The organism is Frigoribacterium sp. CFBP 13605 (genome assembly GCF_014839405.1).
GTDB lineage: Bacteria > Actinomycetota > Actinomycetes > Actinomycetales > Microbacteriaceae > Frigoribacterium.
The window spans coordinates 82,854-105,190 of the sequence record NZ_JACYNS010000001.1; the positions used below are offsets into that span (position 1 = coordinate 82,854).

Genomic DNA, 22,337 nt, shown 5'->3' on the forward strand with positions numbered 1-22,337 from the left:
CCATGGAACCGACCCGCAGTGTGCGCCCGTTCGAAGTCATCAGCGAATTCGAACCCAGTGGCGACCAGCCGGCCGCCATCGCCGAACTGGCGGGGCGCATCAACGCCGGCGAGACCGACGTCGTCCTGCTCGGCGCCACCGGAACGGGCAAGTCGGCGACCACCGCCTGGCTCGTCGAGCAGGTGCAACGGCCCACGCTCGTGCTCGCCCACAACAAGACGCTCGCGGCCCAGTTGGCGAACGAGTTCCGATCGCTCTTCCCGAACAACGCCGTCGAGTACTTCGTCTCGTACTACGACTACTACCAGCCCGAGGCCTACGTCCCGCAGACCGACACCTTCATCGAGAAGGACAGCTCGGTGAACGCCGAGGTCGAGCGGTTGCGGCACTCGACGACGAACTCGCTGCTGAGCCGACGCGACGTCATCGTCGTCTCGACGGTCTCCTGCATCTACGGGCTCGGCACCCCCGAGGGCTACATGGAGGCCATGATCGCCCTCCAGGTCGGCATGCGGATCGATCGCGAGACGCTCATCCGGCGGTTCGTCTCGATGCAGTACCAGCGGAACGACATCGACTTCTCCCGTGGCAACTTCCGCGTGAGGGGAGACACGATCGAGATCATCCCGATGTACGAAGAACTGGCCATCCGCATCGAGATGTTCGGCGACGAGGTGGAGGCGCTGTACGCCCTCCATCCGCTGACGGGCGACGTCGTCAAGACGATGGACGCCGTCTCGGTCTTCCCCGGTTCGCACTACGTCGCGGGCACAGATGTCATGCACCGCGCCATCGGCACCATCAAGGACGAACTCGCCACCCGCCTCGACGAGCTCGACAAGCAGGGAAAGCTCCTCGAGTCCCAGCGCCTGCGCATGCGCACGACCTTCGACCTCGAGATGATGGAACAGATCGGCTTCTGCAACGGCATCGAGAACTACTCCGCGCACATCGACGGTCGGTCGCCCGGCGAGGCACCCCACTGCCTGCTCGACTACTTCCCGGACGACCTGCTCGTGGTGATCGACGAGTCGCACGTCACCGTGCCCCAGATCGGCGCCATGTACGAAGGCGACGCCTCGCGCAAGCGCACCCTCGTCGACCACGGCTTCCGGCTTCCCAGCGCCCTCGACAACAGACCCCTCAAGTTCGAGGAGTTCCTCGACCGGGTCGGCCAGAAGGTCTACCTCTCGGCGACGCCCGGCAAGTACGAGCTGGGCATCACCGACAGCGTCGTCGAGCAGATCATCCGACCCACCGGGCTCATCGATCCCGAGATCGTGGTCAAGCCGTCCGCGGGCCAGATCGACGACCTGCTCGAAGAGATCCGCACACGGGTCGAGATCGATGAACGTGTCCTGGTCACCACCCTGACCAAGAAGATGGCCGAAGAACTCACCGACTTCCTCACCGAGGCCGGAGTGCGAGTCCGCTACCTGCACTCCGACGTCGACACGCTCCGGCGGGTCGAACTGCTCACCGAACTGCGGCAGGGCGTCTACGACGTGCTCGTCGGCATCAACTTGCTCCGTGAGGGCCTCGACCTCCCCGAGGTGTCGCTCGTCGCGATCCTCGACGCCGACAAAGAGGGCTTCCTCCGTTCGTCCACGTCACTCATCCAGACAATCGGCCGTGCGGCACGAAACGTCTCGGGTCAGGTCCACATGTACGCCGACGTGATGACCGACTCGATGAAACAGGCGCTCGAAGAGACCGATCGTCGTCGAGAGAAGCAGGTCGCCTACAACCTCGAGCGAGGCATCGACCCCCAACCGCTCCGCAAGAAGATCGCCGACATCACCGAGGTCCTGGCCCGAGAAGGTGCCGACACCGCACGCCTCCTCGCGGATCGCCAGGGTGGCAAGCGCGCCCCCACGCCGAACCTCCGCCGCGAGGGCAAGGCCGCCAGCGCCGCGAACGGCCTCGAAGCGATCATCGCCGACCTCAACGAGCAGATGCTGCAGGCCTCGGCCGAGCTCAAGTTCGAGTTGGCCGGTCGGCTCCGCGACGAGGTCGCCGACCTGAAGAAAGATCTGCGACAGATGGAGGCGGCCGGTCATGCCCGGTGATCGTCGACGCGTCGTCGTCACGGGTGCGACCGCAGGGCTCGGCTATTACTCCGCCGAGCGGCTCGTCGCGGCCGGTCACCAGGTCGTCCTCGCGGCCCGCGACGCCGAGAGGGCCGTGCGGGCCGCCGATCTCCTCCGCAGCCGCGTGCCCGGGGCGGACGTCGACACGGTCGCCCTCGACCTGGCCGACCTCGCTTCGGTCCGCACGGGTGCATCCGCCATCGCCGCCGGCGGACCGGTCGACGGCCTCCTGGCCAACGCCGGCGTCGTCGGCTCCCGTCGGCGTCAGACGACGACCGACGGGTTCGAGCTCCAGTTCGGCACCAATCATCTCGGCCACTTCGCCCTGGTCTCGCACCTCATGCCGGCCCTCGAGTCGGCAGGGCGGGCTCGAGTCGTCCACCTCGGAAGCATCAGCCATCGGTGGGTGCGACTCGACCTGGACGATCCCATGATGGTCTCGAGCTACTCCGGCGCGGTCGCCTACGCACGTTCCAAGCTCGCGGTCATGACCTTCGGCTTCGACCTCGACCGTCGCCTCCGGGCCGCCGGATCCTCGGTCTCCAGCGTCGTCGCCCACCCCGGGTTCTCGTGGGACTCGCTCAGCGACCCGCGCCCGCCCGTCGTCGAGCCCCGCCGCCCTCCCGCCGTCCTCACCTCGATGATGCACGTCTTCTCCCAGGGCAAGGAGGTCGGAGCAGAGCCTCTCGTCCACGCCCTCGTGGGCGAAGACGTCCACGGCGGGGAATACTGGGGTCCGGCCGGATGGTTCCAGTTGACCGGCGCTCCGGCCCGCGTGCCCGCGAAACGTCACAGCCGTGACGAGTCGGTGGCATCGCGTCTGTGGCAGGTGTCCGCCGGCCTGACGGGCGTCCATCCGACCGTCTCGTCCCCGGCCCCCTGACCCCGCGCCGCCGGCTGCACCTCCCGCGGGCCCGCCCGCCACGACGACGAGTGTCGTCCACATCGACAGAATGGTAAGAGTGTCCATCTCACCTGTAGAAGGTTCCTCCACGCTGAGCGTCCGGGGTGCCCGAGTGCACAACCTGAACAACGTCGACCTCGAGATCCCACGTGACTCGTTGGTCGTCTTCACCGGATTGTCCGGCTCGGGCAAATCGTCCCTGGCGTTCGACACGATCTTCGCCGAGGGGCAACGTCGGTACGTCGAGTCCCTGTCGGCCTACGCGCGGCAGTTCCTGGGTCAGGTCGACCGTCCCGACGTCGATTTCATCGAGGGCCTGAGCCCGGCCGTCTCCATCGACCAGAAGTCCACGAACCGCAACCCGCGGTCCACGGTCGGCACGATCACCGAGATCTACGACTACATGCGCCTCCTCTGGGCACGCATCGGCGTTCCGCACTGCGCCGTCTGCGGCGAGAAGATCAGCAAGCAGAGCGTGCAGCAGATCGCCGACCAGCTCATGACCCTCGAGTCGGGCATCCGGTACCAGGTGCTGAGCCCCGTGGTCTCGCAGAAGAAGGGCGAGTTCGTCGACCTGTTCGCCGAGCTCGCGTCCACGGGGTACTCCCGGGCCATCGTCGACGGTGAGCAGATCCAGCTCAGTTCGCCGCCCAAGCTGAAGAAGCAGATCAAGCACGACATCTCGGTCGTGGTCGATCGCCTCGTCGCCTCCGACCAGGCGCTGACCCGTCTGACCGACTCGCTCGAGACCGCCCTGCGCCTGACGGACGGCCTGGTCACGATCGACTTCGTCGACACCGACGAGGGCGCGGCCGGCAAGTACCGGACGTTCTCCGAGAAGCTCTCGTGCCCGAACAACCACCCGGTCCAGCTCACCGAGATCGAACCCCGCACGTTCTCGTTCAACGCCCCCTTCGGCGCTTGTCCCGAGTGCTCCGGACTCGGCACGAAGATGTCGGTCGACTCCGACCTGCTGCTCGGCGACCCCGAGCTCAGCCTCGCCGACGGAGTCATCCTGCCCTGGACCCAATCCGGCAAGGGGCTCTACAACTACTTCCAGAAGCTCCTCGAGGGCTTGGCCGGTGATCTGGGCTTCAGCCTCAAGACGCCCTGGCACGAGCTGCCCGAGAAGGTCCGACAGGCCGTCCTGCAGGGCAACGACTTCGAGGTCACCGTGAAGTGGCGCAACCGCTTCGGCCGAGAGATGACCTACTCGACGGGCTTCGAGGGTGTCATGCCCTACATCGAGCGCAAGTACGCCGAGGCCGAGACCGACACGCAGCGCCAGCGCTACGCGTCCTACCTCCGCGAGATCCCGTGCGTCGTCTGCAAGGGCAAGCGGCTCAAGCCCGAGGTCCTCGCCGTCCTGGTCGACGGGCACGACATCGCGAGCGTGTCCGAACTCAGCCTCGCCGACGCGTTCGGGTTCATGAACAGCCTCACCCTCACGACCCGCGAGGCGCGCATCGCGGCCCAGGTGCTGCGTGAGATCCGGGTCCGACTCGAGTTCTTGCTGGAAGTGGGTCTCACGTACCTCTCCCTGGCCCGCGCCGCGGGGTCCCTCTCCGGTGGAGAAGCCCAGCGCATCCGCCTCGCGACCCAGATCGGGTCGGGTCTCACCGGAGTCCTCTACGTCCTCGACGAGCCGAGCATCGGCCTCCACCAGCGTGACAACCGCCGACTCATCGACACGCTGGTCAAACTCAAGAACCTCGGCAACACGTTGATCGTCGTCGAACACGATGAAGACACCATCAAGACGGCCGACTGGGTCGTCGACATCGGCCCGGGTGCCGGCGTCAACGGCGGCACGGTGGTGCACTCGGGCAGTTACGAGGACCTCGTCGCGAACACCGACTCGTACACCGGCGACTACCTCGCCGGGCGGCGCTCCATCGAGACCCCGACCAGCCGTCGCCCCGTCGACAAGAAGCGCATGATCTCGGTCGTGGGCGCCAAGGCCAACAACCTGCGCGACGTCACCGTCGACTTCCCCTTGGGCACCTTCGTCGCGGTGACAGGCGTCAGCGGCTCGGGCAAATCCTCGCTCGTCAACGACATCCTGTACAAGGTCCTGGCCAACCAGCTCAACGGAGCCCGTCAGATCCCCGGCAAGCACACGCGGGTCACGGGCCTCGACGCCCTCGACAAGGTCGTCCACGTCGACCAGGCGCCGATCGGTCGCACCCCGCGCTCGAACCCGGCGACCTACACGGGTGTCTTCGATCGCATCCGTACCCTCTTCGCCGAGACGACCGACGCGAAGGCCCGCGGCTACCTGCCGGGCCGGTTCAGCTTCAACGTCAAGGGCGGCCGCTGCGAGAACTGCGCAGGTGACGGCACGATCAAGATCGAGATGAACTTCCTTCCCGACGTCTACGTCGCCTGCGAGGTGTGCGGTGGTGCGCGGTACAACCGCGACACCCTGGCGGTGCGGTACAAGGGCAAGAACATCTCCGAGGTCCTCGAGATGCCGATCAGCGAGGCCGCCGAGTTCTTCGCCCCCATCTCGGCGATCTCCCGGTTCATGTCGACGCTGGTCGACGTCGGCCTGGGCTACGTGCGACTCGGCCAGAGTGCCACCACGCTGAGCGGGGGCGAAGCCCAGCGCGTGAAGCTCGCGACCGAGCTGCAGAAGCGCTCCAACGGGCGCAGCGTCTACGTGCTCGACGAACCGACGACCGGCCTGCACTTCGAGGACGTCCGCAAGCTCCTCCTCGTGCTGAACGGTCTGGTCGAGAAGGGCAACACCGTCATCACGATCGAGCACAACCTCGACGTCATCAAGTCCGCCGACTGGCTGATCGACATGGGCCCTGAAGGAGGCGCGGGTGGCGGCACCGTCATCGCCACCGGAACCCCCGAGCACCTCGCGACCGTGCCCGAGAGCCACACGGGCGTCTTCCTGAAGGAGATCCTCGAATCGGGTCACACCGTGCCCCGGGTGCAGAAGAAGAAGGCCACGTCGACTCGACGCCGGGAGGCCGTCGAAGCACGATGAGCAACACCGTCTCCTGGCGTCCGAAAGCGGGCGAGATCCCCACCGACCCCGGCGTCTACCGCTGGCGTGACGAGCGGGGGAGGGTGCTCTACGTCGGCAAGGCCAAGAACCTCCGGGCCCGGCTGAGCAACTACTTCGCACCGCTTCCGTCGCTGCACGAACGCACCCGACGAATGGTCCTCACCGCTCGATCCGTCGAATGGACCGTGGTGGGCAGCGACATCGAGGCCCTCCAGCTCGAGTACACGTGGATCAAAGAGTTCGACCCGCCCTTCAACGTCAAGTTCCGCGACGACAAGACCTATCCGTTCATGGCCGTCACCCTGGCCGACGAGGCACCTCGGGTGATGGTCACGCGCAACCCGCGCATCAAGGGGGCCAAGTACTTCGGGCCGTACCCGAAGATCTGGGCCGTCCACGACACCATCGACCTGATGATCAAGGTCTTCCCGATCAGGACCTGTTCCGACAGCAGCTACAAGAAGGCCATGCAGACGGGCAAGCCCTGCTTCCCGGGGCAGATCGGTCGTTGTGGGGGGCCGTGTTCGCACAAGGTGTCGATCGACGAGCACCGGGCGATCGTCGACGAGTTCGTCAAGTTCATGGGCAGCTACGACAAGAGGGTGATCGCCGACCTGCAGCGCTCCATGAAGACGGCCGCCACGGAGCAGCGCTTCGAGGACGCGGCCACGTACCGCGACCAGGTGCAGGCCCTCGAGGCCGTGCTCGACAAGTCGGCGGTCGTCCTCCGCGACAACGTCGATCTCGACCTCTACGCCCTCGCCGAGGACGAGCTGGCGGCCGCCGTCCAGCTCTTCACGGTGAGGGGCGGTCGCATCCGTGGCTCCCGCGGCTGGGTCGTCGACAAAGAGATCGACATCTCGACCGGCGACCTCGTCGAGCAGGTCCTGCAGGGCATCTACACCGCCGGCGCCGAGCTTCCCCGCGAGATCGTCGTGACCGAGACGCCGGACGACAACGACGCCCTCGAGAGCGTGCTCAGCACCCTCCGCGGTCGGGGACGGGTCCAGGTCCACACGGCACAGCGCGGCGAGAAGGCCAACCTGATGCAGACGGCGACCCTCAACGCGCAGCAGTCGCTCATGCTCTACAAGACCCGTCGCAGCGCCGACTTCGCCACCCGGTCGACCGCCCTGGCCGACATCCAGGAGGCCCTCGGCATGAGCGACGCGCCCTTGCGCATGGAGTGCTACGACGTGTCCCACCTCTCGGGCACGAACATCGTCGCCTCGATGGTGGTCTTCGAGGACGGCCTGCCGCGGAAGGACCAGTACCGGCGTTTCAACATCCCCCGGTCGACCGACGACACCGAGTCGATCTACCAGACGCTCAGCCGCCGTCTCTCTCGCCTCGACGACGAACTCGCTCCCGTCGAGGAGGTGGGTGAGCAACGCAAACGGTTCGCCTACCGCCCCAACCTCCTCATCGTCGACGGCGGACAACCCCAGGTGGCGGCGGCCCGACGAGCACTCGACGACGCCGGCGTCACGGACATCGCGCTCTGCGGGATCGCGAAACGGCTCGAGGAGATCTGGCTGCCCGACGACGACTTCCCGGTCATCCTCCCTCGCAACAGCGACGCGCTGTTCCTCATCCAACGCATCCGCGACGAAGCGCACCGGTTCGCGATCACACACCAGCGACAGCGTCGCAAGCGCGACATCTCGACGCAGCTCGCGGAGATCCCGGGGTTGGGGCCCTCCCGGGTGGCCGTGCTCCTGAAGCACTTCGGCTCGGTCAAGCGGTTGAAGGATGCCGAGGCAGCGGACATCTCGGCCATCCGCGGCATCGGCCCGACGCTCGCCGCCGCAGTCGTCGAGCGGCTTCGCGGAGCCGAGGACGTGGCGGCCGACGACGTGGCGGCCGACGACGTCGTGCCCCCCACGAGCCCCGCCTAGACTCGATGCACCGCATGCCGACCCGGAGGACACCACCGACATGAGCGACGTCAGCGAACAGCAAGAGGTCCTGATCGTGACGGGGATGTCCGGCGCCGGACGGTCGACCGTCGGCAACGCCCTCGAGGACCTCGACTGGTACGTGGTCGACAACCTGCCGGCGCAGATGTTGCGACCGCTGCTCGACCTGGCCGAACGTGCGGGGGACTCGCTCCCCAAGATCGCTGCCGTGGTCGATGTCCGCGGGGGACGCCTCTTCAGTGAGGCCCAAGAGGCCGTGCGCACCTTGCGGGCGAGCATGCCCAGCAAGGTGCGGGTGCTGTTCCTCGACGCGACCGACGCGGCGCTGGTCCGGCGTTTCGAGCAGGTCCGGCGACCGCACCCGTTGCAGGGTGACGGCACCTTGCTCGACGGCATCCTCGCCGAGCGTGCGCGCATGGAAGAGCTCCGCGAGACGAGCGACGTGATCATCGACACGTCGGAACTCAACATCCACCAGTTGGCCACGACGATCTCCGAGAAGTTCGCCGAGTCCGACCGCGCCGGGGTCCAGGTGACCGTCCTCAGTTTCGGGTTCAAGTACGGCCTGCCCACCGACGCCGACATGGTGGGCGACGCGAGGTTCCTCCCCAACCCCTTCTGGGTGCCCGCGCTCCGGCAGCAGTCCGGGCTCGACGAGCCGGTCACGTCGTACGTCATGCAGCAGGACGGGGCCCGGGAGTTCGTCGACGCCTTCGCCGCTTCGCTCGTCCCCGTCTTGTCGGGCTATCAGCGTGAGAACAAGAGACACGCTACGATCGCCATTGGCTGCACCGGGGGCAAACATCGATCGGTCACCCTCGTGGGTGAACTGGCGGCGCGTCTGCGTGGACTCCCCGGCGTGGCCGTCAGCGTGAAACACCGCGACCTCGGCCGAGAATGACCCACCGAGGTGCTTCAGCACGCCCGTGCACCGACGACACCTCGACCTGACGAAAAGGAACAACCGGAGTGGCCCAGACTGCCGACGTCAAAGAAGAACTCGCCCGCGTCGAGGTGAGCAGGACGACGATCCGGGCCGCTGAGCTCGCCACCGTCCTCCGTTTCGCCGGGGGACTGCACCTCATCTCCGGTCGGATCGCCGTCGAGGCGGAACTCGATTCCGCGCTCATCGCCCGACGGGTCCGGAAGGACCTGGCCGAGCTGTACGGAGCCAGGAGCGACGTCGCGATGACGGCTTCTTCCGGCTCACGCCGCACCCCCGGGTTCCTCGTCCGGGTCCACGAGGCCGGTGAGACGCTGGCCCGTCAGACCGGACTCATGGACGCCCGCCGACGACCCGTCCGTGGCCTGCCGAACCGGCTCACGACCGGCTCGCGCGACGATCTCGCCGCCATCTGGCGAGGGGCGTTCCTCGCGCAGGGCTCGTTGACCGATCCCGGTCGGTCCGCCTCGCTCGAGGTCGTGTGCCCCGGCAACGAGACCGCCATGGCGCTCGTCGGGGCCGCTGGCCGACTGGGCGTCGCGGCGAAGGCCCGAGAGGTCCGCGGCGTGCACCGGGTCATCATCCGCGACGGCGAGGCCATCGGCACCATGCTCAAGGTGATGGGCGCCGAGAAGAGCGTCACCGACTGGGAAGAGATGCGCCAGCGCCGCGAGGTGCGCGCGACGGCGAACCGACTCGTCAACTTCGACGACGCCAACCTGCGACGGTCGGCCCAGGCCGCCGTGGCCGCGTGCGCCCGCGTCGACCGGGCGATGGAACTGCTCGGCGACGACATCCCCGAGCACCTCAAGTACGCGGGCGAGCTGCGACTTGCCCATCGCGACGCCAGCTTGGACGAACTCGGCCACCACGCCGACCCCCCGATGACCAAGGACGCCGTCGCGGGTCGGATCCGTCGCCTGCTCGCCATGGCCGACAAGAAGGCCGGCGACCTGGGGTTGCCGGGTACGGACGCCAACCTGCCGCACGACCTCGACCTCGACTAAGGGGCGGCGGAGGGTCTTCACGACGTCACCGGAGGACGAATTCCGGAGGGCTGCTGCTACTGTCGTAAGCGGTGTCCGACCCGAGGTCATCGAGAGTTCGGGCGTCGCCACGGGCCTGGTCGCCCACACCCTCCACGCGTCCCCACGACGCCTGATCATCAGGAGTTTCATTGACCGTCAAGATCGGCATCAACGGCTTCGGTCGCATCGGCCGTAACTACTTCCGCGCGGCGCTCGCCAAGGGAACCGACATCGAGATCGTCGCCGTCAACGACCTGACCGACAACGCCGCCCTCGCGCACCTCCTCAAGTTCGACTCGATCACGGGACGTCTCGACGCGACCGTCGAGCTGGACGGCGACTCGATCGTCGTCGACGGCAAGCCGATCAAGGTCCTCGCCGAGCGCGACCCCGCCAACCTGCCCTGGGGCGAGCTGGGCGTCGACATCGTCGTCGAGTCGACCGGTTTCTTCACGAAGGCCGAGGACGCACGCAAGCACATCACCGCCGGCGCGAAGAAGGTCCTCATCTCGGCTCCGGCCACGGGTGACGACGCCACCATCGTGCTGGGTGTGAACGAGGGCATCTACGACCCCGCCAACCACCACATCATCTCGAACGCGTCCTGCACGACGAACAGCCTGGCCCCCCTGATGAAGGTGTTCCTGGACAACTTCGGCGTCGAGCGCGGTCTCATGACGACGGTCCACGCGTACACGGCCGACCAGAACCTGCAGGACGGTCCGCACAAGGACCCCCGCCGTGCCCGTGCCGCCGCGCTCAACATCGTCCCGACGTCGACCGGTGCCGCCAAGGCCATCGGCCTCGTGATCCCCGAGCTCGCCGGCAAGCTCGACGGTTACGCCCTGCGCGTGCCCGTGCCCACCGGCTCGATCACCGACGTGACCCTCGAGACCAGCACGCCGGTAACGGTCGAGCAGATCAACGCCGCCTACAAGGCCGCCGCCGAGGGTGAGCTCAAGGGCATCCTGGCCTACTCCGAAGACCCTCTGGTGTCGACCGACATCACCACCGACCCGCACTCGTCGATCTACGACTCGGGCCTGACCAAGGTCATCGGCAACCTCGTCAAGATCACCTCGTGGTACGACAACGAGTGGGGCTACTCGAACCGTCTCGTCGACCTGACGAAGTACGTGGCCGACCGCCTCTAGTCCGACCTCGGTGCCCCGGCCCTCACGGGCCGGGGCACCGTCCTCCGAACCCGAAACGAACCCATGAGCCTGCGTACCCTCGATTCCCTCGGTCCCCTGTCGGGCAGACGCGTCATCGTCAGATGCGACCTCAACGTCCCTCTGAAGGACGGCGAGATCACCGATGACGGCCGCATCCGTGCCTCCCTCGAGACCCTCGACCTGCTGATCAACCAGGGGGCCAGGGTCGTGGTCATCTCGCACCTCGGCCGCCCCGACGGCGAGGCGAAGCCCGAGTACAGCCTCAGACCGGTCGCCCAACGCCTCAGCGAACTCCTCGGGAAGAGCGTCGGCTTCGCCGCGCACACCGTGGGTGACGAGACCGCCGCAGCAGTGGACGACCTCACCGACGGCCAGATCGTCGTCCTCGAGAACCTCCGCTTTAACGCCGCCGAGACGTCGAAGGACGAGTCCGAGCGTCAGGAGTTCGCCGCACGCCTGGCCGAGCTCGGTGACGTGTTCGTCTCCGACGGCTTCGGGGTCGTGCACCGCAAGCAGGCGAGTGTGTACGAGTTGCCCGCGCTCCTCCCGAGTGCGGCCGGGACGCTCATCTCGCGCGAACTCGAGGTCCTCGACAAGCTGACCGAGAACCCCACGCGCCCCTACAGCGTCGTCCTCGGCGGCTCGAAGGTCTCCGACAAGCTCGGCGTCATCGAGCACCTCCTTCCCCGGGTCGACAACCTGCTCATCGGTGGAGGGATGCTCTTCACGTTCCTCGCCGCCCAGGGACTCCCCGTCGGCAAGAGCCTGCTCGAGAAGGACCAGCTCGACCGGGTCCGCGGCTACGTCGAAGAGGCCGCGCGCCGGGGCGTCAACCTCGTGCTCCCCGTCGACGTGGTGGTCGCCTCGTCCTTCAGCGCGGACGCCGAGCACACGGTGGTCGCCTCGGACGGCATCGAATCCTCTGCTCTGGGCTCCGAGGCCCTGGGCCTGGACATCGGCCCCGAGACGGCCGCGCGCTTCGCGGAGACCGTCCAGACGTCGTCCACGGTCTTCTGGAACGGTCCGATGGGAGTCTTCGAGTTCCCCGCCTTCGCACACGGCACCCAGAAGGTCGCCGACGCGTTGACCCGGGTCTCCGGTCTCGGCGTCGTGGGCGGCGGCGACTCGGCCGCGGCCGTTCGTGCCCTGGGGTTCTCCGACGACCAGTTCGGCCACATCTCCACCGGCGGTGGAGCCAGCCTCGAGTTCCTCGAGGGCAAACGACTCCCCGGACTGGAGGTCCTCGGATGGTGACCACACGCACGCCCCTCATCGCCGGCAACTGGAAGATGAACCTCGATCACCTGCAGGCGATCGCGTTCGTCCAGAAGCTCGCATGGTCCCTCAAGGACGCCAAGCACGACTTCGACGCGGTCGAGACCGCGGTGTTCCCGCCGTTCACCGACCTCCGAAGCGTGCAGACCCTGCTCGACGCCGACAAGCTCGAGTTGGCTCTCGGAGCCCAAGACCTGTCCGCTCACGACTCGGGCGCCTACACGGGCGAGATCTCGGGGCAGTTCCTCGCCAAGTTGGACGTGCGCTACGTCCTGGTCGGGCACTCTGAGCGTCGGACGCTGCATGCCGAGGACGACGAGGTCGTGGCGACGAAGGTCGCCGCCGCGCATCGCTCGGGCCTCGTCCCCGTCGTCTGCGTCGGTGAGACGGCCGACGATCTCGAGCAGCACGGCCCCAGCGCGGTGCCGGTCGCCCAGCTCCGTGCGGCGCTCGCCCAGGTGCCGGCCTCCGCCGAGATCGTCGTCGCCTACGAGCCCGTCTGGGCCATCGGCTCCGGACAGGCCGCCACGGCCGAGCAGGCCGAGCAGGTCTGCGCGGCCCTGCGGGCGGCCCTGGTCGAGATCGTCGGTCCGGACGCCGCCGCCACCACCCGCGTCCTCTACGGCGGCTCGGTCAAGTCCACGAACATCGCATCGTTCATGCGAGAGCCCAACGTCGACGGAGCGCTCGTCGGTGGGGCGAGCCTCGACGTGTCCGAGTTCGCCAACATCGTCCGCTTCCAGGCGCACGTCGGCGTCTGAGGGCCGGGCGCGTCGCCCGTCGGCGCCCCTCCGACTCGGCCTGCCGGGGCGACGGCCTCTCGCGGTTATACTGTTCAGCGGTCTCACCGCATCGAAAGGTCCTACGTGGAAATTCTCCAGGTCATCCTGCAGGTGTTGCTCGGCATCACGAGCCTCCTGTTGACCCTCCTCATCCTGCTCCACCGCGGCCGTGGTGGCGGTCTCTCCGACATGTTCGGCGGTGGCGTCACGAGCAACCTCGGGGCGTCCGGTGTAGCCGAACGCAACCTCAACCGCATCACGGTCTTCCTGGGTCTCGTCTGGATCACCTGCATCGTGGTCCTGGGCCTCATCACCAAGTTCGCGGCGGTCAGCTGATGGCCTCGGGCGGTAGCGCAATCCGCGGCTCGCGCGTCGGCGCAGGTCCCATGGGTGAGCAAGATCGCGGCTTCCACGCCGAGCGGATCACCATCTCGTACTGGGATGCCCTCGGCAACGAGGTCGTCCGTCACTTCGCGGCCAACGTGCCCGACGAAGAGATCCCCGAGACCGTCGACTCACCCTCGAGTGGATTGCCGGCAGGGCGCGACAAGGCGAACCCGCCGACGGTCGCGAAGCTCGAGCCGTACAAGACGCACCTCGCGTACGTCAAAGAGCGACGGACCGAAGAAGAAGCCGAGCAGTTGCTCGAAGAGGCTCTACAGCAGCTGCGAGTCCGACGCGGCAAGGCCTGATCCAGCCGATCGCGCCTCCCGGTGTCTCCACACCGGACATGACGAAGGGCTCCGCAGCCGTGAGCTGTGGGGCCCTTCGTCATGCCGGCGTCGGTGCGCCCGCGGCGGGACTCAGTAGGTGGAGGCGATCAAGTTCTCGGGGACCTCAGCCGCCGCGTCCTGGTCGACGAAGAAGACCGTCCGCTTGCGTCCCTTGACCCCTGCCACCGGCACCTGGTCTGCGCCGGCACCCGCCAGGGCGAGCCCCAACGACGAAGCCTTCTCGGCTCCGGCGAGGATCATCCAGACGCGCTGGGAGTTGTTGATGACCGGCAGGCTCAACGTGAGGCGTACGGGCGGAGGCTTGGGGGAGTCGTCGATCGTGAGCACGGTCGGCTCGAGCTGGCGGATCTGTGCCTTGTCCGGGAACAACGAGGCGACGTGACCGTCGGGACCGACCCCGAGGAGCGTGATGTCGAAGCGGGGGGCCGCGTCGTCGGCCTGTGCGTGCTGCAGCAACTCGTTCCGGTAAGCGTCGGCGGCCGCCTCGACGTCGTCGAAGTCGCCGACCGCACCGAATCGGTGGACGTTCTCGGGCAGCAACCCGATGTGGTCGAGCAGGTCGATGCCGGCCTGGGTGTCGTTTCGGTCCGCGTCCCCTGCGGGGACCCAGCGCTCGTCGGCCCACCAGATCGAGACCTTCGACCAGTCGACGCTGTCACGAGCCGGCGACGCGTTGATGGCCGCCAGCACGAGGGTGCTCACCGAGCCACCGCTGACGACGACCGACGCATAGTTCTGCTCTTCGAGCACGTCGATGATCTTGGTGATGAAGCGGGCAGCCACGGAGGCACCCAGCGATTCTTTGTCGGGGTGGACCAGCACCCGGCGTTCGTTCGTCACGGTTCTCTATCTGCTCTAGTTGCTCTGGACGGGTTCGCTCAGTTGGCCGACCCCGTGTCTCACGACGTTCCCGAACAGGTCGTCGGGGTCGAGTCTACGGAGTTCCTCGGCCAGGCAGTCGCGCAGCGAGCGGCGTGGCAGCGCGAGGTCGTGCGTGGGTTGACCCGGTTGGGTGAGCGTCGCCACGTCGTCCAGGGAGCGTTCGAGGACGATGGACCCGGAGGCGCGGACCAGTTGGACACCGTGGATGCCGCTCGATCCCGTCGCCCGGGTCGTCAGCTCACCGTCGACGGGTACCTGGAGCTGCAGACGCAACCAGGCGGCCAAGAGCAAAGTCGACGGAGAATCGGGTGCGCCGGAGACACCGACCTCGGTGACCGATTCGTAAGGCGGTTGGTCGAGCACGGCAGCCAGTTGCGCCCGCCAGAGGGTGAGCCGGGTCCAGGCGAAGTCGGTGTCGCCGGGAGCGTAGCTCCGGGCGAGGTCGATGATCGACTGGCGTGGGTTGGACTGGCTCGCCGCATCCGTGATCCGCCGTTGCGCGATGCGCCCGAGGGGAGACTCGGAGACGACGGCGGGAGCGGTCTTCGGCCACCAGGCGACGACGGGAGCGTCGGGCAGCAGGAGCCCGGTCACGAGCCCCTCCTCGTCGCTCGCGGTCTCTCCGTAGGCCCGGAGCAGGATGACCTCGCTGGCACCGGCGTCGCCGCCGACCCGGATCTGCGCGTCCAGTCGCCCGTCGACCTCGTCGAGATCGAGGTCGGTCGACGTGGAGACGACGATGACCCTCATGGGGTGCTCTCGCGAGGCGTCGTTCGCGGCCTCGATGGCTTCCTCCTCGTCACCGAGACGGGTGGAGATGATCAGGGTGAGGACTCGGCCCAGCGCGACCGCGCCTCCTTCTTCCCGGATCTTGACCAGCGTCTTCTGGACGCGGCTGATGGTGCTGTCGGGCAGGTCGACGATCACGGACGCCTCCAGGTACGGCCGTCACGGGCCATGAGTTCGTCGGCAGAGGCGGGTCCCCACGTGCCGGGTCGGTACTGTTCGGGCTGACCCTTAGTCGCCCAGAACTCCTCGATCGGGTCGAGGATCTTCCAGGAGAGCTCGACCTCCTCGTGCCGGGGGAACAGGGGCGGGTCGCCCAGGAGGACGTCGAGGATGAGGCGCTCGTAGGCCTCCGGGCTCGCCTCGGTGAAGGCGTGCCCGTATCCGAAGTCCATCGTGACGTCACGGACCTGCGTGCCGATCCCGGGCACCTTGGACCCGAAGCGCAGGGTCACTCCCTCGTCGGGCTGGACCCGGATCACGAGGGCGTTCTGCCCCAGCGACGTCTGCGTGCCGAAGATGTTCTCGGGCACCTGCTTGAAGACGACGGCGATCTCGGTCACGCGACGGCCGAGACGCTTTCCGGCCCGGAGGTAGAAGGGGACTCCCGCCCACCGCCGGGTCGCGATCTCGAGCTTGATGGCGGCGAACGTCTCGGTCGTGCTCTCGGGATTCATGCCTTCTTCGTCCAGGAAGCCGAGCACCTTCTCTCCGCCCTGCCACCCCCCGGCGTACTGACCCCGCGCGGTTCCCGCGGCGAGGTCGGCGGGGAGGCGGACGGCCGAGAGGATCTTCTCCTTCTCGGCCCGGAGGTCACGGGCGGCGAAGGTGACCGGCTCTTCCATCGCCGTCAGGGCGAGGAGCTGGAGGAGGTGGTTCTGGATGACGTCACGAGCGGCGCCGATGCCGTCGTAGTAACCGGCGCGGCCGCCGACGCCGATGTCCTCGGCCATGGTGATCTGCACGTGGTCGACGTAGTTGGAGTTCCAGAGGGGTTCGTACATCTGGTTGGCGAACCGCAGCGTGAGGAGGTTCTGCACCGTCTCTTTGCCGAGGTAGTGGTCGATTCGGAACACGCTGTCGGGCTCGAAGACGGTCTCGACGACGGCGTTGAGCTCGCGGGCTGTCGTGAGGTCGCTGCCGAAGGGCTTCTCGATGACGACGCGTCTCCACGCACCGTCCTTCTCCTCGGCGAGGCCCGAGTTGCGCAGCTGCTCGGTGACCATGGGGAACGCCTTGGGCGGGATCGAGAGGTAGAAGGCGTGGTTGCCCATCGTCCCGCGCTCACGGTCGAGCTCTTCGATGGTGTCCTTGAGCCGAGCGAACGCGTCGGCGTCGTCGAAGACCCCCTGGACGAAACGGAAGCCTTCTTTGAGTTGACGCCAGACGTCTTCGTCGAACGGCGTGCGAGCGTGCTCCTTGACGGCCTGGTACACGACCTGTTCGAAGTCCTGGCCCTCGAATTCACGACGGGCGAAGCCGACGAGCGCGAACCCGGGGGGCAACAGACCACGGTTGGCCAGGTCGTACACGGCAGGCATGAGCTTCTTGCGGGAGAGATCACCCGTCACACCGAAGATGATGAGACCGCTGGGCCCCGCGATGCGGTTGAGACGTCGGTCGGAGGGCAACCGGAGCGGGTTGGACTCCGGCGTGATCGGCACCGGTGACATGATGTTCCGTTCTGTGGTTCGAAGGTGTTCCGGTCGGGACGGGCGGAGCCGGCCGGGAACACCGGTGGCAAGGCGAAAGGGCCGGCGCCCCTGGGGACGCCGGCCCTTTCGGCTCAGCGGAGTGCGGCGGTGATGACCGGCAGCGCGGCCGCCACGTCGGTCACCGTCAGCGTGAGCACGGGACGGCCGTGCTCGGCCAGGACCTTGGCGTCACCGGCGGCCTGGGCCTGCACGAGCTGCCCGAACGTGAACGGGCTGTCCGGGATCTCGAGGTCGGTCGCGGGGACCTGCGTGATCTGCAGGAACACACCGTTGGCCGGCCCACCCTTGTGGTACTGACCCGTCGAGTGCAGGAAGCGCGGACCCCATCCGAAGGTGACGGGACGCTGCGTGCGCATCGCGAGGACGTCGCGGACCTCTTCGAGCTGCGGGTTCGCCACGCGGTCGACGTAGGCCTGGATCGAGACGTAGCCGTCGTCGCTCAGGTGCGAGAGGAGCGCGGCCACGGCGGACTCGAGAGAGTCGCCCAGCTCGATTCCTCCGACCTCGCGGACCTCGACACCCTCGGCCGTGAAGGCCGGGGGAGTGGGCTCGGGACGGTCGTCGAGCAACGCCCGCGTCGCGACCTTGGCCGACTCGACGTCGGGCTGGTCGAACGGGTTGATGTCGAGCAGACGCCCGGCCACGGCGACGGCGTACTCCCAGACCATGATCTGGCCACCGAGCGAACCCGAGATCTCCACCTCGCCGGGCGCGACCTCACGGGTCTCGTCGGTGTTCGCCACGAGACGGACGACCTGCACGTCGTGCAGCCCCGCCGTGATCTCGGGGGCGGAGGTGCCGATGACGACGGGGAGCAGGCCGCGACCCTGCTTGCCGGTCGACTCGGCGATGAGCTGTTCGGCCCAGTCCGGGAACCCCACGATGTGGGTGCCGTCGGCGACGATGGCGATCTTGTCGCGCAGGGGCGAGGTGCCTGCCAGGACGGCACCCAACACGAGACCCGGGTTGTCGGCGCGGTCCTGGGCCAGCTCGACCGTGACGGCGTCGGCCTCGGCGAGCAGCTCGCGGATGTCGGCGCCGGCCAGGCCGGACGGCACGAGGCCGAACGCCGACAGGGCCGAGTAGCGCCCGCCGATGTTGGGGTCGGCGTTGAAGACGCGGTAACCGGCCTCACGGGCCTGCCCGTCGAGGGGCGATCCGGGATCGGTGACCACGACGATGCGCTCGACGGGGTCGATGCCGGCGTCGGTGAACGCCTTCTCGAAGGTCTTGCGCTGGCTGGCGGTCTCGACGGTGGAACCCGACTTCGACGAGACCACGAGCACGGTGCGCTCGAGACGGTCGGCGAGGGCCGTGAGGACCTGACCGGGCTCCGTGGCGTCGAGCACGGTGAGCTCGACGCCGTAGGTGCGGGTGATGACCTCGGGCGCGAGCGACGATCCACCCATGCCCGCGAGGACGACGTGGTCGACACCCTTGGCGGCGAGCTCGTCCCGGAGCGAGTCGATCTCGTCGAGCAGCGGAGTCGAGACCACGACGGCCTCGGTCCAGCCGAGACGCTTGGCGGACTCGTCCTCGGCGTCAGGGCCCCACAGGGTGGGGTTCTGAGCCGTGATGCCCGAGGCGACGAGGTCACTCACGAGCTGCGGGACGACCGTCTCGACCGCCTGTGCGGCGTCGCCGCTGGCAGCGATGGTGATGGTCACTTGGACTCCCCGGCGGGCTTGGCGGCCTCGAGGGCAGCGGTGACCGTGTCGAGCAGTTCGTTCCACGAGACGACGAACTTCTCGACGCCCTCTTTCTCGAGGGCCTCGGTCACGTCGTCGTACGAGACGCCCTGCGCCGCGATCGCGTCCATGGTCTCGTTGGCCGAGGCGTAGGAGGCGCTGATCGTGTCGCCACGGACGTCACCGTGGTCGAAGGTCGCCTCGAGCGTCTTCTCGGGCATCGTGTTGACGACGTCCTGGGCGACGAGCTCGACCACGTACGTGGTGTCGAGGACGGCGGGGTCCTTGACACCGGTGGAAGCCCAGAGGGGACGCTGCTTGTTGGCACCGGCGGCGAGGAGGCCCTTGGCCCGCTCGGTGTCGAAGGCCTGCTGGTAGACCTCGTAGGCGAGCTGGGCGTTGGCCACGCCGGCCTTGCCCTTCAGGGCCTTGGCCTCGTCGGTCCCGACCGCGTCGAGACGCTTGTCGATCTCGGTGTCGACGCGCGACACGAAGAACGAGGCGACGGAGTGGATCTCGGTGATGTCGATGCCGGCGGCCTTGGCCTGCTCGAGACCCGTGAGGTACGCGTTGATGACGGCGCGGTAGCGCTCGAGGCTGAAGATCAGGGTCACGTTGACGCTGATGCCCTGGGCGATGACGGCGGTGATGGCCTCGAGGCCCTCGACGGTCGCGGGGATCTTGATCAGGGCGTTGGGGCGACCGACCTTGGCGGCGAGCTTGACCGCCTGGTCGATGGTGCCCTGCGCGTCGTGCGCGAGACCGGGCTCGACCTCGATCGACACGCGGCCGTCGAAGCCGTCCGTCGTGTCGTAGAGCTCGCGGAAGATGTCGCAGGCGCGGGTGACGTCGTCGGTCGTGATCTCGAAGACGGCGTCCGTGACGCTGACACCGGTCTTCGCGAGCAGGGCGACCTGGTCGTCGTAGGCCTCGCCCTTGGCGAGAGCCGACGCGAAGATCGTGGGGTTGGTGGTGACGCCGACGACGTTGCGCTCGGCGATCAGCTTCTGGAGGCCGCCCGCGTTGATGCGCTCACGCGAGAGGTCGTCGAGCCAGATGCTGACGCCTGCGGCGGACAGCTGTGCGGTGTTGGAATCGGTCATGGTGTTCTTCTCTTTCCTTCGTCGTCGCTCAGAGAGCGGCGATCGAGTCCTTGGCGGCGGCGACGGCGGCTTCGGTCGTCATGCCGAACTGCTTGAACAGCGTCTTGTAGTCGGCCGAAGCACCGAAGTGCTCGATCGACACGCTGCGACCGGCGTCACCGACGATGCCGCGCCACGGCATGGCCACACCGGCCTCGATCGAGACGCGGGCCTTGACGGCGGCCGGGAGGACCGCCTCCTTGTACTCGTCGCTCTGCTCGTCGAACCACTCGATGCTCGGTGCCGAGACGACGCGGGCGTTGATGCCCTCGCCGCGCAGGACCTCACGGGCCTCGACGGCGATCTGCACCTCGGAACCCGTGGCGACGAAGATCACGTCGGGCGTTCCGCCCGGTGCCTCGGCCAGGACGTAGGCGCCCTTCGCCACGTTCTTCGCCGACGCGAAGGTGTCACCCTCGGCGTCACCGGTGCCGCGCTCGAAGACGGGCAGGTTCTGACGGCTGAGCGCGATGCCGGCGGGGCCGTGGTGGCGCTCGAGGATCGTCGCCCAGGCCCAGGCCGTCTCGTTGGCGTCGGCGGGACGCACGACGTCGAGGTCGGGGATCGCGCGGAGCGACGCGAGCTGCTCGATCGGCTGGTGCGTCGGACCGTCCTCGCCCAGGGCCACGGAGTCGTGGGTCCAGACGTAGATCGCCGGGGACTTCATCAGTGCCGCGAGGCGGACCGCCGGGCGCATGTAGTCGCTGAAGATCAGGAACGTGCCACCGAACGGGCGCGTGTTGCCGTGCAGCGTGATGCCGTTGAGGATGGCGCCCATCGCGTGCTCGCGGATGCCGAAGTGCAGAACGCGACCGTAGGGGTCTCCGCTCCATTCGTCGGTCGACCACTCGGTGGGGACGAACGACTTCGAGCCCGTGATCGTCGTCAGGTTCGACTCGGCCAGGTCGGCCGACCCGCCCCAGAGCTCGGGGACCACGCCGGCGAGGGCGTTGATGACCTTGCCGGAGGCGGCGCGGGTGGAGACGTCCTTGCCGGCCTCGAAGACGGGGAGCGCTTCTTCGACGCCCTCGGGCAGCTCGTTCGCGAGGATGCGGTCGAGCATGACCTTCTTGTCGGGGTTGGCCGACGCCCAGGCGGCGAGCTTCTCGTCCCACTCGGCGTGCTGGGCCTGACCGCGCTCGACGGCCTTGCGGGTGTGCTCGAGGACGGCGGGGTCGACGTCGAAGGACTTCTCGGGGTCGAACCCGAGGACCGACTTGAGGCCGGCGACCTCGTCGGCGCCGAGGGCCGAACCGTGGATCTTGCCGGAGTTCTGCTTCTTGGGCGAGGGCCAGCCGATGATCGTCTTGAGGATGATCAGGGAGGGCTTGTCGGTGACGGCCTTGGCCTTCTCGATGGCGTCGTGCAGCTCGGCGACGTCCTCGACGTACTCGCCGGTCTTCTTCCAGTCGACGACCTGGACGTCCCAGTCGTAGGACTCGAAGCGCTTGTGGACGTCCTCGGTGAAGGCGATGTTGGTGTCGTCCTCGATCGAGATCTGGTTCGAGTCGTAGATGGCGACGAGGTTGCCGAGCTTCTGGTGCCCGGCCAGCGACGCGGCCTCGCTCGTGACGCCCTCTTGCATGTCGCCGTCACCGGCGATGACGTACACGAAGTGGTCGAAGGGGCTCGTGCCGGGGGCGGCGTCGGGGTCGAACAGGCCGCGCTCGAAACGGGCGGCGTAGGCGAAGCCCACCGAGCTGGCGAAGCCCTGGCCCAGCGGACCGGTGGTGATCTCGATGCCGTCCGTGTGGCCGTACTCGGGGTGGCCGGGGGTCTTCGAGCCCCAGGTGCGCAGGGCCTCGAGGTCGTCGAGCTCGAGACCGTAGCCGCCCAGGTAGAACTGGATGTACTGCGTCAGCGAGCTGTGGCCGACGGACAGGATGAACCGGTCGCGACCGATCCAGGTGCTGTCGCTCGGGTCACGACGCATGACCTTCTGGAAGAGCAGGTACGCGGCGGGCGCCAGGCTCATCGCGGTGCCGGGGTGACCGTTGCCGACCTTCTCGACCGCGTCGGCCGCGAGGACGCGGACCGTGTCTACTGCTTTGTTGTCAATGGATTCCCATTGCAGATCTGCCACTGGAAGTTGACCCTTCTTGATGCGAACTGCGCGGGGTCGATTCGCTCCCGCGCTGACGTGCGCCTGCCGAGACGTCGTCGGCTGGGTCGCACACACGCCGGGGCGGAGATCGGGACGGTTCGTCCGGTGATTCGGGACCGAGAGGGCGTACGACTGGCAAGCACCTGTA

The 22,337-nt window shown here is 67.8% G+C and carries 17 protein-coding genes; 11 read left to right on the top strand and 6 right to left on the bottom strand.

Annotated elements, in window-relative coordinates; all coding sequences use genetic code 11:
- Nucleotides 1–2: 2 nt before the first annotated feature.
- The 11 genes from uvrB (at nt 3) to IFT36_RS00435 (ending at nt 13,830) form a co-directional block, all read left to right on the top strand.
- Nucleotides 3–2,069: an excinuclease ABC subunit UvrB gene (uvrB, locus tag IFT36_RS00385; protein ID WP_043592809.1), complete on the top strand. Its 2,067-nt coding sequence runs from the start codon at nt 3–5 to the stop codon at nt 2,067–2,069.
- Nucleotides 2,059–2,973 carry an SDR family NAD(P)-dependent oxidoreductase gene (locus IFT36_RS00390; RefSeq protein WP_056045248.1) on the top strand — a complete coding sequence of 305 codons (915 nt, stop codon included), beginning with the start codon at nt 2,059–2,061 and terminating at the stop codon, nt 2,971–2,973. Before uvrB ends, IFT36_RS00390 begins: the two co-directional genes overlap by 11 nt.
- Nucleotides 2,974–3,043: 70 nt before the next feature.
- Complete coding sequence (uvrA, locus tag IFT36_RS00395) at nt 3,044–5,995, top strand: excinuclease ABC subunit UvrA (RefSeq protein WP_123570081.1); 2,952 nt, start codon at nt 3,044–3,046, stop codon at nt 5,993–5,995.
- On the top strand, nt 5,992–7,914 hold the full coding sequence (gene uvrC, locus IFT36_RS00400) for an excinuclease ABC subunit UvrC (protein WP_200412169.1): 1,923 nt from the start codon (nt 5,992–5,994) through the stop codon (nt 7,912–7,914). Before uvrA ends, uvrC begins: the two co-directional genes overlap by 4 nt.
- 40 nt (nt 7,915–7,954) lie before the next feature.
- A complete protein-coding gene (rapZ, locus tag IFT36_RS00405) occupies nt 7,955–8,836 on the top strand; it encodes an RNase adapter RapZ (RefSeq protein ID WP_056045245.1) in 882 nt (293 codons plus the stop codon).
- A 68-nt stretch (nt 8,837–8,904) separates the two neighbouring features.
- The gene (gene whiA / locus IFT36_RS00410) at nt 8,905–9,885 is read left to right on the top strand and encodes a DNA-binding protein WhiA (protein WP_200412170.1); all 981 of its coding nucleotides are present in this window, start codon (nt 8,905–8,907) and stop codon (nt 9,883–9,885) included.
- A gap of 170 nt (nt 9,886–10,055) precedes the next feature.
- Nucleotides 10,056–11,060, top strand: a complete 1,005-nt coding sequence (gene gap, locus IFT36_RS00415) for a type I glyceraldehyde-3-phosphate dehydrogenase (protein WP_043595015.1) — start codon at nt 10,056–10,058, stop codon at nt 11,058–11,060.
- Between the two features lie 63 nt (nt 11,061–11,123).
- On the top strand, nt 11,124–12,335 hold the full coding sequence (locus IFT36_RS00420; RefSeq protein ID WP_200412171.1) for a phosphoglycerate kinase: 1,212 nt from the start codon (nt 11,124–11,126) through the stop codon (nt 12,333–12,335).
- Nucleotides 12,329–13,117, top strand: coding sequence for a triose-phosphate isomerase (tpiA, locus tag IFT36_RS00425; RefSeq protein WP_056045237.1), 789 nt, complete (start codon nt 12,329–12,331; stop codon nt 13,115–13,117). The genes IFT36_RS00420 and tpiA overlap by 7 nt, the downstream gene beginning before the upstream one ends.
- 105 nt (nt 13,118–13,222) lie before the next feature.
- Entirely contained in the window at nt 13,223–13,474 is a 252-nt protein-coding gene (gene secG / locus IFT36_RS00430; RefSeq protein WP_043595012.1) for a preprotein translocase subunit SecG, read from the top strand.
- Entirely contained in the window at nt 13,474–13,830 is a 357-nt protein-coding gene (locus IFT36_RS00435; RefSeq protein ID WP_043595011.1) for an RNA polymerase-binding protein RbpA, read from the top strand. Before secG ends, IFT36_RS00435 begins: the two co-directional genes overlap by 1 nt.
- 111 nt (nt 13,831–13,941) lie before the next feature.
- On the opposite strand, the gene pgl is transcribed toward IFT36_RS00435, so the two are convergent.
- The 6 genes from pgl to tkt all read right to left on the bottom strand — a co-directional run bounded on the left by pgl (nt 13,942) and on the right by tkt (nt 22,168).
- Nucleotides 13,942–14,712 carry a 6-phosphogluconolactonase gene (gene pgl / locus IFT36_RS00440; RefSeq protein ID WP_056045234.1) on the bottom strand — a complete coding sequence of 257 codons (771 nt, stop codon included), beginning with the start codon at nt 14,710–14,712 and terminating at the stop codon, nt 13,942–13,944.
- Nucleotides 14,713–14,727: 15 nt separating this feature from the next.
- On the bottom strand, nt 14,728–15,681 hold the full coding sequence (locus IFT36_RS00445) for a glucose-6-phosphate dehydrogenase assembly protein OpcA (protein ID WP_056045231.1): 954 nt from the start codon (nt 15,679–15,681) through the stop codon (nt 14,728–14,730).
- A complete protein-coding gene (zwf, locus tag IFT36_RS00450; RefSeq protein WP_200412172.1) occupies nt 15,678–17,213 on the bottom strand; it encodes a glucose-6-phosphate dehydrogenase in 1,536 nt (511 codons plus the stop codon). The genes IFT36_RS00445 and zwf overlap by 4 nt, the downstream gene beginning before the upstream one ends.
- Nucleotides 17,214–17,326: 113 nt before the next feature.
- Nucleotides 17,327–18,922, bottom strand: a complete 1,596-nt coding sequence (locus tag IFT36_RS00455) for a glucose-6-phosphate isomerase (RefSeq protein ID WP_200412173.1) — start codon at nt 18,920–18,922, stop codon at nt 17,327–17,329.
- A complete protein-coding gene (tal, locus tag IFT36_RS00460) occupies nt 18,919–20,046 on the bottom strand; it encodes a transaldolase (RefSeq protein WP_056045222.1) in 1,128 nt (375 codons plus the stop codon). Before tal ends, IFT36_RS00455 begins: the two co-directional genes overlap by 4 nt.
- A gap of 28 nt (nt 20,047–20,074) precedes the next feature.
- The gene (tkt, locus tag IFT36_RS00465) at nt 20,075–22,168 is read right to left on the bottom strand and encodes a transketolase (RefSeq protein ID WP_043595005.1); all 2,094 of its coding nucleotides are present in this window, start codon (nt 22,166–22,168) and stop codon (nt 20,075–20,077) included.
- Between the last annotated feature and the right edge of the window lie 169 nt (nt 22,169–22,337).

Excerpts from the sequence above, each read along its gene's own strand:
- uvrB (WP_043592809.1), top strand. The coding sequence starts at position 3 with ATGGAACCGACCCGCAGTGTGCGCCCGTTCGAAGTCATCAGCGAATTC.
- IFT36_RS00390 (WP_056045248.1), top strand. The coding sequence starts at position 2,059 with ATGCCCGGTGATCGTCGACGCGTCGTCGTCACGGGTGCGACCGCAGGG.
- uvrA (WP_123570081.1), top strand. The coding sequence starts at position 3,044 with ATGGTAAGAGTGTCCATCTCACCTGTAGAAGGTTCCTCCACGCTGAGC.
- uvrC (WP_200412169.1), top strand. The coding sequence starts at position 5,992 with ATGAGCAACACCGTCTCCTGGCGTCCGAAAGCGGGCGAGATCCCCACC.
- rapZ (WP_056045245.1), top strand. The coding sequence starts at position 7,955 with ATGAGCGACGTCAGCGAACAGCAAGAGGTCCTGATCGTGACGGGGATG.
- IFT36_RS00420 (WP_200412171.1), top strand. The coding sequence starts at position 11,124 with ATGAGCCTGCGTACCCTCGATTCCCTCGGTCCCCTGTCGGGCAGACGC.
- tpiA (WP_056045237.1), top strand. The coding sequence starts at position 12,329 with ATGGTGACCACACGCACGCCCCTCATCGCCGGCAACTGGAAGATGAAC.
- IFT36_RS00435 (WP_043595011.1), top strand. The coding sequence starts at position 13,474 with ATGGCCTCGGGCGGTAGCGCAATCCGCGGCTCGCGCGTCGGCGCAGGT.
- zwf (WP_200412172.1), bottom strand. The coding sequence starts at position 17,213 with ATGTCACCGGTGCCGATCACGCCGGAGTCCAACCCGCTCCGGTTGCCC.
- tal (WP_056045222.1), bottom strand. The coding sequence starts at position 20,046 with ATGACCGATTCCAACACCGCACAGCTGTCCGCCGCAGGCGTCAGCATC.